This is a genomic window from Alterirhizorhabdus solaris (genome assembly GCF_007785815.1).
Lineage (GTDB): Bacteria > Pseudomonadota > Alphaproteobacteria > Sphingomonadales > Sphingomonadaceae > Alterirhizorhabdus > Alterirhizorhabdus solaris.
On the sequence record NZ_VNIM01000126.1, the window covers coordinates 1 to 10,271 of the forward strand.

10 protein-coding genes are annotated in these 10,271 nt (G+C 70.2%); 5 read left to right on the forward strand and 5 right to left on the reverse strand.

Going from position 1 to position 10,271, the window contains the following annotated elements; translation table 11 throughout:
• The 4 genes from FOY91_RS19180 to FOY91_RS19195 form a co-directional block, all read left to right on the forward strand.
• Nucleotides 1–158, forward strand: a 158-nt coding sequence (locus tag FOY91_RS19180) for a zinc-finger domain-containing protein (RefSeq protein WP_145155350.1), incomplete at its 5' end; no start/stop codon positions are given.
• Nucleotides 159–354: 196 nt separating this feature from the next.
• Complete coding sequence (gene tldD, locus FOY91_RS19185; RefSeq protein WP_420822898.1) at nt 355–2,001, forward strand: metalloprotease TldD; 1,647 nt, start codon at nt 355–357, stop codon at nt 1,999–2,001.
• Nucleotides 2,002–2,201: 200 nt separating this feature from the next.
• Nucleotides 2,202–2,540 (forward strand): P-II family nitrogen regulator, encoded by a 339-nt coding sequence (locus tag FOY91_RS19190; protein WP_145155352.1) that lies wholly within the window; start codon nt 2,202–2,204, stop codon nt 2,538–2,540.
• 16 nt (nt 2,541–2,556) lie between these two features.
• A complete protein-coding gene (locus FOY91_RS19195; protein ID WP_145155354.1) occupies nt 2,557–3,918 on the forward strand; it encodes an ammonium transporter in 1,362 nt (453 codons plus the stop codon).
• A 328-nt stretch (nt 3,919–4,246) separates the two neighbouring features.
• Here FOY91_RS19195 and FOY91_RS19200 read toward each other — a convergent pair whose 3' ends face one another.
• The 4 genes from FOY91_RS19200 to FOY91_RS19215 form a co-directional block, all read right to left on the reverse strand.
• Complete coding sequence (locus FOY91_RS19200; protein ID WP_145155356.1) at nt 4,247–5,542, reverse strand: SAM-dependent methyltransferase; 1,296 nt, start codon at nt 5,540–5,542, stop codon at nt 4,247–4,249.
• A gap of 44 nt (nt 5,543–5,586) precedes the next feature.
• A complete protein-coding gene (locus FOY91_RS19205) occupies nt 5,587–6,960 on the reverse strand; it encodes a cryptochrome/photolyase family protein (protein ID WP_145155358.1) in 1,374 nt (457 codons plus the stop codon).
• Nucleotides 6,961–6,977: 17 nt separating this feature from the next.
• Entirely contained in the window at nt 6,978–7,427 is a 450-nt protein-coding gene (locus FOY91_RS21825; RefSeq protein WP_162527285.1) for a hypothetical protein, read from the reverse strand.
• 180 nt (nt 7,428–7,607) lie between these two features.
• A complete protein-coding gene (locus FOY91_RS19215; RefSeq protein WP_145155364.1) occupies nt 7,608–8,438 on the reverse strand; it encodes an ATP-binding protein in 831 nt (276 codons plus the stop codon).
• A gap of 44 nt (nt 8,439–8,482) precedes the next feature.
• Here FOY91_RS19215 and FOY91_RS19220 point away from each other — a divergent pair, with 44 nt between their 5' ends.
• Nucleotides 8,483–9,805 carry an amidohydrolase gene (locus FOY91_RS19220; RefSeq protein ID WP_145155360.1) on the forward strand — a complete coding sequence of 441 codons (1,323 nt, stop codon included), beginning with the start codon at nt 8,483–8,485 and terminating at the stop codon, nt 9,803–9,805.
• Nucleotides 9,806–9,808: 3 nt separating this feature from the next.
• On the opposite strand, the gene FOY91_RS19225 is transcribed toward FOY91_RS19220, so the two are convergent.
• The coding region (locus FOY91_RS19225; protein ID WP_203234634.1) for an enoyl-CoA hydratase-related protein at nt 9,809–10,271 on the reverse strand (463 nt) is incomplete at its 5' end.

Genomic DNA, 10,271 nt, shown 5'->3' on the forward strand with positions numbered 1-10,271 from the left:
CCCGCGTCGCCTGCGACGGCGCCAGCGACATTCCCGGCGGCGCCGCCCTCGGCCACCCGCGCGTGTGGCTGGAAGTGGACGAGACCGGCTATGTCGACTGCGGCTACTGCGACCGCCGCTTCATCCTGATCGGCGGCCCGGCGGACGAGGCGCACTGAGGGCGCGGGGCAACCTGCGCGCCGTTCGTTCCAAACCGTCCTGCACGCGAAAACGATGCTGCCCCGCCTTTACTGCTCCCTACGCCCGCGAGGGCGAGGATGTCCCTTCTCCAAGTCTCGTCATGCCAGCGAACGCTGGCATCCCGTGAGGCAGGCGATACGCTGATCTCATGCGATCGGCGGCTGGACCTACGTAATGACGAACCGGCCGCAGGGCGTACTCTACGTCGGCGTCACCGCCGATCTGGCCGTCCGCGTCGTGCAACATCGCGACGGCAAGGGTGCAGCGTTCTGCCGGCGCTACAACCTCAACCGCCTCGTCCTTGCGCGGAGCCGCACGCCACGAACGGCACCGAACCCACCAACGGCCAACGCCCTTCCCCCGCGCGCGCCGCGCTCTATATCTACCCCCATGACCAGCTTCACCGATCCCCGCCGCTTCCTCTATCGCGAGAACGCGCTCGATCCCGATGGCGCGCTCCGCCTCACCGCCGAGGCGTTGCGCGGGTGCGACGATGGCGAGTTGTACCTGCAATATATCGCGTCGGAGAGCTTCGGCTTCGACGATGGCCGGCTCAAGACCGCCGATTTCAACACGCAGGCCGGCTTCGGCCTGCGCGGCGTATCGGGCGAGACGACCGCCTTCGCCCACGCCAACGACATCTCGGAAAGCGCCATCCGCCGTGCCGCCGAGACGATGACGCTGCTCGACCCCGCCAAGGGCGCGCGCGATGCCGCGCCGCGCGGCACCAATCGCGCGCTCTATACGGGCGACGACCCGCTCGGCGCGATCCCGTTCGCGCGCAAGGTGGCGCTCTGTCAGGAGGTCGACGCCGCCGCCCGCGCCCGCGACCCACGCGTCTGTCAGGTGTCGGTCGGCATCGCGGGAAGCTGGAGCGTGGTCGAGATCGTCCGCCCCGACGGGTTCGTCGCGTTCGACGTGCGGCCGCTCGTCCGCCTCAACGTCTCGATCGTGGTGGAGCAGGACGGCAAGCGCGAGAGCGGCTATTTCGGCATGGGCGGCCGCTACATGTACGACCGCATCTTCGAGCCGGCGAACTGGAACCGCGCGATCGACGAAGCGCTGGCGCAGGCGCTCGTCAACCTCGATGCCGTGCCCGCCCCTGCCGGCGAGATGACGGTGGTGTGCGGCCCCGGCTGGCCCGGCGTGCTGCTGCACGAGGCGATCGGCCACGGGCTTGAGGGCGATTTCAACCGCAAGGGCACCAGCGCCTTCTCCGGCCGCATCGGCGAGCGGGTGGCGGCTCCGGGCGTCACCGTGGTGGACGACGGCTCGATCGCGGACCGTCGCGGCTCGCTCTCGATCGACGACGAGGGCACGCCGACGCAGCGCAACGTGCTGATCGAGGACGGCATCCTCAAGGGCTACATCCAGGACCGGCTGAACGCCCGGCTGATGGGCGTGCCCGCCACCGGCAACGGCCGGCGCGAAAGCTATGCCCATGCGCCGATGCCGCGGATGACCAACACCTTCATGCTCGGCGGCAACGACGATCCGGGCGAGATCCTCGGCCGGGTGAAGAACGGCATCTACGCCAAACATTTCGGCGGCGGACAGGTGGATATCACCAGCGGCAAGTTCGTCTTCTCCTGCACCGAGGCCTACCGCATCGAGAACGGGAAGATCGGCGCCCCGATCAAGGGCGCCACGCTGATCGGCGATGGTCCCTCCGCGCTCACCCGCGTCGGCGCGATCGGCAACGACATGGCGCTGGACGAGGGCGTCGGCATCTGCGGCAAGGGCGGCCAGTCCGTTCCCGCCGGCGTGGGGCAGCCCACCCTGCTGATCGAGGGGCTGACGGTGGGCGGCACCGGCGGCTGACGCACGAACGCCGATCCGGCTCCATACCGGATCGGCGGATCTGCCTGTTTTCAAGGCACCTGCTCATTCCTGCTTAAAGCCTGTGCGGCCGGGACGCCGCGCCTCGGCCGTATCTGCTGCATTGCGGTGCAGAACGACCTTGTATCGCAACTGGCACGGCCTTTGCGATGCCATCTCTGACAGCCAAGCAGGGAGGCGGAATGAAACTCGTCATAGCCATCATCAAGCCGTTCAAGCTGGACGAGGTGCGTGAAGCGCTGTCCGGGCTGGGCGTGCAGGGCATGACCGTGACCGAGGTCAAGGGTTTCGGCCGCCAGAAGGGCCAGACCGAGATCTACCGCGGCGCCGAATACAGCACCAACATGGTGCCCAAGATCAAGGTCGAGGTGGCCTGCTCCACCGATCTTGCCGGGCGCGTGGTGGAAGCGATCCAGCAGTCGGCCAACACCGGCGCGATCGGCGACGGCAAGATCTTCGTCGTCGAGATCGCGCAGGCCGTGCGCATCCGCACCGGCGAAACCGACGACGTCGCGCTCTAAAACGACAGGGGGACACATGAAGCTTTCGACCAAGATCGTGGCCGCTGGGGGTGTGCTGGGGGCAATCGCCCTCGCCGCCGCTCCCGCCTGGGCGCAGGATGCGTTGCAGGCGCCGGTTGATGCCGCCGCCGCTGCCGTCACGCCGGTGGTGAACAAGGGCGATACCGCCTGGATGCTCACCTCCACCGTGCTGGTGCTGATGATGATCCTGCCGGGCCTGGCGCTGTTCTACGGCGGCCTCACCCGCACCAAGAACATGCTCTCGGCGATGACGCAGATCGGCGCGGTCGCCTGCCTCGCCATGCTCGTGTGGGTGATGTGGGGCTACACGATGGCGTTCGGCGACGGCGGCAACGCCTTCATCGCCGGCTTCGGCAAGATGTTCCTGTCGGGCGTCACCTCGGCCAGCACCGCTGCCACCTTTACCAAGGACGTGGCGATTCCCGAATATGTGTTCATCAGCTTCCAGATGACCTTCGCCGCGATCACCGTGGCGCTGGTGCTCGGCTCGGTGGTGGAACGGATCAAGTTCTCCGCCGTGATGGTGTTCGCGCTCATCTGGCTGACGATCGTGTATTTCCCGATCGCGCACATGGTGTGGGCCTCCAACGGGCTGTTCTTCACCCAGGGCGCGCTCGATTTCGCCGGCGGCACCGTGGTGCACATCAACGCGGGCGTCTCCGCACTGGTGGCCTGCATCATCCTCGGCAAGCGCATCGGCTACATGCGTGAGATCATCACCCCGCACAGCCTGACGCTGACCGGCGTCGGCACCGGCCTGCTGTGGGTCGGCTGGTTCGGCTTCAACGCCGGCTCCGCGCTGGAGGCGAACGGTTCGGCCGCCCTCGCGATGATCAACACCTTCGTCGCCACCGCGTCCGCCGCGCTGTTCTGGATGCTGGCCGAGCGGTTCTCGGGCCACAAGGGTTCGGCACTGGGCTTCTGCTCGGGCATCATCGCCGGTCTCGTCGCCGTCACCCCGGCGGCAGGCAACAGCGGCCCGTTCGGCGCGATCATCCTCGGCGCGATCGCCTCGATCGTCTGCTTCTACATGGTCACCGTGCTGAAGCCGAAGCTGGGCTACGACGACTCGCTCGATGCGTTCGGCATCCACGGCGTGGGCGGCATGATCGGCGCGATCGGCACCGGCATCGTCTATGCTCCGTCGCTGGGCGGGCCGGGGCCGGCGGACTATAACATGGGCCATCAGCTCATGGTGCAGATCGCCGCCGTCGCCACCACCATCGTGTGGGCCGCCATCGGCACCGCCATCGCCATGTATGCCGCCAAGGCGCTCACCGGCCTGCGGGTCACCGAGGAAGTCGAGCGCGAAGGCCTCGATCTCGGCGAGCATGGCGAGCGGGCCTACAATATCTGAGAGATTGGAACGCCGGGGGCACGAACCGCCCCGGCGACCAGACGATGTTCCTCCTGCGAACGACTGGGCCGGCGAGGCAACTCGCCGGCCCTTTTTTGTCGGCTGATGACGAGATCGTTCGGGCGACGGCGCCGGTCCGCGAAATCGGTTCGTCCGCGCGGCGTCGCGCACGCCAGCAGCGCCCGCGCGCCGCCGGCATTGCCGCCGTGAGGATCGCTAGGAATCGGCGACAGGGTCTTGCACTCCCCCCATCGTACCGCCGTGTGGAGCAACGCGGCTGTCGTATCGATGGCCCCGACAGCCGGTCATAGACCGGCGGCGTTGGCGATCAGGCGGGCTTCACCAGCGTCACCTGCGCCACGTCGATGCCGCCGCCGCGGAAGCCGCCCTCGCAATACATCAGGTAATAGCGCCACAGCCGGCAGAAGGCGGGGTCGAACCCGGCGGGCAGGCGGCCCTCCTCCTCGGCCATGTCGAAGGCGACACGCCAGCGCCGCAGTGTCTCGGCATAATGCAGGCCGAAGCCGCGCCGGTCGCGCCATTCCAGCCCCGCCGCCTCGGCCGCCGCGCGGAACCGGGTTTCGGAGATCAGCATCCCGCCGGGGAAGACATAGGTCTGGATGAAGTCGGCGCTGGCGGCATAATTCTCGAAGATGGCGTCGTCGATCACGATATACTGGATTGCGGCGCGCCCGCCCGGTCTCAGCCGACCGGCGATCGCGGCCATGAACGCCGGCCAGTAGGCGGCACCCACCGCCTCGACCATCTCCACGCTGGCGACGGCATCATATTGCCCGGTCGCGTCGCGATAGTCGGTCAGCTCGATCGAGACGCGGTCCTCCTGCCCCGCCACGGCGAGGCGCGCATCGGCATAGGCCTTCTGCTCGGCCGACAGCGTGAGGCCCACCACCGAGACGCCATGATCGCGCGCCGCCACCTCGGCCAGGCCGCCCCAGCCGCAGCCGATCTCCAGCAGCCGCTGGCCGGGCTTCAGGTCCAGCCGGTCGAGCAGCGCGCGCACCTTGCGCGCCTGCGCCACCTCGAGGCTTTCGCGCGGGCCGATCGGCTCGGCGAACAGCGCGCTGGAATAGGCCATGCCGCGATCGAGCCAGCTGGCGTAGAAATCGTTGCCGAGATCATAGTGGAAGGCGATGTTGCGCCGTGCCCGCGCCTTGCTGTTGCCGCGCAGCGCATGGGCTGCGCGATTGACCAGCCGGCCCCAGCCCTTGGCACGCGCGGCGCCGCCCAGCGTCAGGCGGTTGCGCATGAACAGATCGAACAGCGCCACCGGATCGGGGCTGGCCCACTCGCCTTCCGCCCAGGCGCGATACCAGCCGACCGAGCCGGTCGTCATCAGCCGCAGCAGCGCGCGCCAGCTGGCGAGGTGGACGATCACCGCCGGCCCCTCGCCGCGCCCGCCCAGAACGCGATGCGTGCCGTCGGGCAGGTCCGCCGCCAGCGAGCCGTGCGCCAGCCCGCGATCGATCCGGTCGAGCACCGAGTGGAAGCCTGGCGCCACCAGCCGCGCCACCCAGCCCGGCCCGGTGGCGAAGCCGCGATCGGCCTTCAGCAGATGCCGGCCGCGAACGGCCGCGCGCGTAGGGGTGGAGGGGGGAGCATCCATCGCCCGCTTCCTGTCCAGATCGCCGTCGTTGCGCAAGGCCCGGCTCAGCGCACCTTCGCCGCCGCGTCGAGCGCGCGGGCGCGCGCCTCGCGGTGGCCGATCAGCGGCGCGGGGTAGCCGGCCGGCGCCTTGCCCGCCCCGTGCGGGTCGTGGATCGCGTCGTCGCCGACATCGGCCAGTTCGGGCACCCACTCGCGAATGTAATCACCCGCGTCGAACTTGGGCGACTGCACCAGCGGCGCCATCATCCGGCCGAACGGGTTGCTGTCGATGCCGGTGCCGGCCACCCACTGCCAGTTGACGGCGTTGTTGCCGAAATCGGCATCCACCAGCGCATCCCAATACCACGCCTCGCCGCGTCGCCAGTCGATCAGCAGGTGCTTGATGACGAAGGAGGCGGCTATCATCCGCACGCGATTGTGCATCCAGCCGGTCGCCCACAACTGGCGCATCCCGGCATCGACGATCGGGTAGCCGGTGCGGCCCTTCGTCCAGGCGGTGAAATCGGCATCCGCTTCCTTGCCGGCGCGCCACGGCATTTTATCGTAGGCGGCGCGGCCGTTGCTGTCGGCGTAATCAGCGAACTGATCGATGATGTTGCCGGTGAAATCACGCCACGCCAGCTCGCGCAGGAACGGTTCGGCGTGGCGGGCATCCGCCTTGCTCACCGCATGCCACACCGTCGCGGGGGAAAGCTCGCCGTGGTGGAGATGCGGCGAGAAGCGCGACGTACCTTCCTGCGAGGGCAGGTTGCGGGCGACGTCATAGTCGTCGATCTTCGGCAGGAAATCGTCGAGCGCCTCCAGCGCGCCCGCCTCGCCCGGCGTCCATACCGAAAAGCCGCCTGCCCAGTCGGGCTTCGTCGGCAGCAGATCCCAGTCGGCGAGGCGATCGGATTTCGGCGGCCTGGCCACCGTCCCGATGCGGTCCGGCGCGGGGACGGGCCTGGGCGGCGGCATCTGTTCCTTCAGCGCGCGCCAGAAGGCGGTGAACATGCGGTAGCGCCCGCCGCTGCCGGTGCGTATCCGATCGGGCGGGGCCAGCCGCGTCCCCTCGTGCAGGCACAGGTCCACCCGCTTGCCCAGCGCCGTCTCCGCCGACTGCCACCATGGCTCGTAATGATGCAGCGCGTGGACGCGGGTGGCACCCACCTCGTCCGCCAGCTTCGCCACCTCGTCCGCCGCATCGCCGCGCCGCAGGATCAGCCGCACGCCCTTTTCATCGAGCGCCGCCGCCAGCGCGGCGAGGCTGTGGTGCAGCCACCAGCGTTGCGCGCCGCCGATCCGCCAGTCACCCGGCGCCTCGTCGTCCAGCACATAGACCGGCACGACCGGCCCCTCGCCGGCGGCGGCGACCAGCGCCGCCTGATCGGCAAGTCGCAAATCCTGACGGAACCACAGGACGACGGGATCGGCCATGACGCGCGCGATCGCCGTCAGGGTTTCGGCAAGGCGGCGGGGGCCACCGCCGGTGCCGCGAACACCGCCCTGGCGAAGATCGGGCGGTCGGCGGCCGGCAGCGCCTTCAGCGTGGTCACGATCCGCTCCTCGCTGCGCGCGCGCACGCTCTGTTCCAGCGTGGATGATTCACGCAGCAGCTCGGCGAAGGCATCCACGTCGAACGGGGTGGCGGCGGCGGCCTCGGCCAGCTTTGCGCGCAACGCCTGCCGCTTGGCCAGCATCGCCCTGGCATCGGGATCGGGCGCGCTCTGCTTGCGCAGGACCGCGATGCCGGCATCGGACATGCCGAGCGCCTTCATCGCCGCCGCGCCCCGCGCCGTGGCCTGCGAGGGAGCCACGCGCGCCGGCGGGGTGGCGGCCGCTGGCGGGGCGGCGGGCGCCGGGGTGGCTGTCGACGCGACGAGCGCGATCAGGCTGGCGATCATGAGACGTGCGACTCCTCTTCCATCGGCCGGTCAGCCCTCGCGATCACGCCAGTCCTCCGATCACGGCCCGATCGAAGATAGGCAGTCGGTAGTCGCAGATCACCCCCCACGCCACCGCCATTCCTGCGGCGCGGGCGACGGGCGCGTCCCGATCCGCGACGGACGCGGAGCCCCCGCCGGCTACAGCGCCTTGCCCATCCGCCCGGCCAGCTCCACCACATATTGCCACGCCACCCGGCCGGACCGGCTGCCGCGCTGCGTCGCCCAGCCGATCGCCTCATGCTCGTCGAAGGGCAGGCCCAGCCGCGCGGCATAGCCCGCCACCATCGCAACGTAGGTCGGCTGGTCGCACACGTGGAAACCCAGGCTAAGGCCGAAGCGATCGGCCAGCGCCAGCTTGTCGTCGATCACGTCGCGCGGGTTGATCGGGTCGTCCTGCTCCGCCAGCGACCGCGAGACGATGTGGCGGCGGTTGGCCGTCACGTACAGCCGCGCGTTGCCCGGCCGCGCCTCCGCCCCGCCTTCCAGCAGCGATCGCAGCAGGCGGGGCGCGGCGCTGCCCTCCTCGAAACCGAGGTCGTCGATGAACAGGATGAAGGCGCGGTCGCGTCCCGCGATGATCTCGAACAGGCGGGGCAGTTCGGCCAGTTGCTCGCCCGCCACCTCGATCAGCGCGATCGCGGAACCCTCGCCCTGCAACGCGCCGACGCTGGCCTTCACCAGCGCGGACTTGCCCGCGCCGCGCGCGCCCCACAGCAGCACGTCGTGCGCGGCGTGGCCGGCGGCGAGGCGGCGGCTGTTCGCCACCAGCGCGGCCTTCTGCGCGTCCACCCCGCTCAGCAGGTCGAGCGGCAGCGGCGCGAAGGCGCGCGCGGCCACCAGCGCCCCGTCGCGCCACACATAGGCGGGGTGCGCCAGCGGATCGGCGGGGGCCGGCGGCGGCGGGGCCAGCCGGTCGAGCGCATCGGCGATCCGTGCCAGCAGATCCTTCTTGGCCTCACCCACGCGCATCATCCTTTGCTTGCCCGGGCAGCGCAATCTGGCACTCTGGCGCGATGCACAAGCCGTTCCTCGCCCTCGCCGCCGTCTTTTCGGCACTCCCCGCGTTCGCCCAGACCCCGCCCGATCCGCTGGCCGGGGCGGTGCGCGCCGACATGCCCGGCCTGCTGGCGATCTACCGGGATCTGCACGCCCACCCCGAACTCGGCTTCCAGGAAACGCGCAGCGCCGCCATCCTCGCCGGCGAGGCGAAGAAGCTCGGCTTCACCGTCACCACCGGGGTGGGGAAGACCGGCGTGGTGGCGGTGCTGAAGAACGGCCCCGGCCCGGTCGTGCTGCTGCGCGCCGACATGGATGCGCTACCCGTGACCGAAGCGACCGGCCTGCCTTATGCCAGCACGGTGAAGGCGACGGCGGCCGGCGGGATCGAGAGCGGGGTGATGCACGCCTGCGGCCACGACACGCACATGACCGCGTGGATCGGCACCGCCCGCCGACTGGCGGCGATGAGGGACCGCTGGTCCGGCACGCTGGTGATGATCGCGCAGCCCGCCGAGGAAATCGGCAGCGGCGCCGAGGCGATGCTGGACGACGGGCTCTACACCCGCTTCCCCAGGCCCACGGTCGCCATCGCCTTCCACGATTCGGCGCAGTTACCCGCCGGCACGATCGGCTACGCCGACGGCTACACGATGGCCAACGTGGATTCGGTGGACGTGCTGGTGAAGGGCGTCGGCGGGCACGGCGCCTATCCGCAGCTGGCGAAAGACCCGATCGTGCTGGCCGCGCGGATCGTCACCACGCTCCAGACGCTCGTCTCGCGCGAGGTGGACCCTCTGGAAAGCGGCGTCGTCACGGTCGGCAGCATCCACGGCGGATCGAAGCACAACATCATCCCCGAGGAGGCGCGGCTGCAGATCACCGTCCGCAGCTACACCCCCGAGGTGAGGAAGCTGCTGCTCGACGGCATCGCCCGCATCGCGCGCGGCGAGGCGATCGCGGCGGGGCTGCCGGAGGACCGGATGCCGGTGGTGACGCAGCCGCCCGAATATACGCCCGCCGCGCGCAACACCCAGCCGCTCACCGGCACGCTGGCCGCTGCCTTCCGCCAGCGGTTCGGCGCGACGCGGGTGGTGCAGACGAAGCCGCAGATGGGCGGCGAGGATTTCAGCCGCTACCTGCTGGCCGATCCCTCGATCCAGAGCCTGCTGTTCTGGGTGGGCGGCGTGCCGCAGGCGAAATGGGACGCGGCGAAGGGTGACACCACGAAGCTCCCCTCGATCCACAGCGCGCAATGGGCGCCCGACCCCGACGTGACGATCGCCACCGCCACCGAGGCGATGACGCTGGCGGCGATGACGGTGATGCCGAAGCGGTAGGGGCTACTCCCCGCGAAACACCGGCGGGCGCCTGGCCAAGAAGGCGGCGACGCCCTCGGCATGATCGGCGGTGAGGCCGGCGGTGCGCTGGTTCGCGCGTTCCAGCGCCAGCGTCTCGCCGAACGACAGGGTGGCGGCGGCGTCGATCGCGTGGCGGATCAGGCGATAGGCCACGGTCGGCCCGGCGGCCAGCCGCGCCACCATCGCGCGCGCCGCCGGCATCAGGTCGGCGTCGTCATGCACGGCATGGATCATCCCCCACGTCTCGGCCTGCTCGGCCGATATCCGCTCGCCCAGCAGCATCATCGCGCTCGCCCGTGCCTTGCCGGCCAGGCGCGGCAGCAGCCATGTCGCCCCGGCATCGGGGACGAGGCCGATGTGCGCGAAGGACTGGACGAAATAGGCCGATCGCGCCGCCAGCACGATATCGCCCCTGGCGGCAAGGCCGAGGCCGGCGCCCGCCGCC

Coding starts and splice junctions, on each gene's coding strand:
- tldD (WP_420822898.1), top strand. CDS start 355: ATGACGAACCGGCCGCAGGGCGTACTCTACGTCGGCGTCACCGCCGAT.
- FOY91_RS19190 (WP_145155352.1), top strand. CDS start 2,202: ATGAAACTCGTCATAGCCATCATCAAGCCGTTCAAGCTGGACGAGGTG.
- FOY91_RS19195 (WP_145155354.1), top strand. CDS start 2,557: ATGAAGCTTTCGACCAAGATCGTGGCCGCTGGGGGTGTGCTGGGGGCA.
- FOY91_RS19200 (WP_145155356.1), bottom strand. CDS start 5,542: ATGGATGCTCCCCCCTCCACCCCTACGCGCGCGGCCGTTCGCGGCCGG.
- FOY91_RS19205 (WP_145155358.1), bottom strand. CDS start 6,960: ATGGCCGATCCCGTCGTCCTGTGGTTCCGTCAGGATTTGCGACTTGCC.
- FOY91_RS21825 (WP_162527285.1), bottom strand. CDS start 7,427: ATGATCGCCAGCCTGATCGCGCTCGTCGCGTCGACAGCCACCCCGGCG.
- FOY91_RS19215 (WP_145155364.1), bottom strand. CDS start 8,438: ATGCGCGTGGGTGAGGCCAAGAAGGATCTGCTGGCACGGATCGCCGAT.
- FOY91_RS19220 (WP_145155360.1), top strand. CDS start 8,483: ATGCACAAGCCGTTCCTCGCCCTCGCCGCCGTCTTTTCGGCACTCCCC.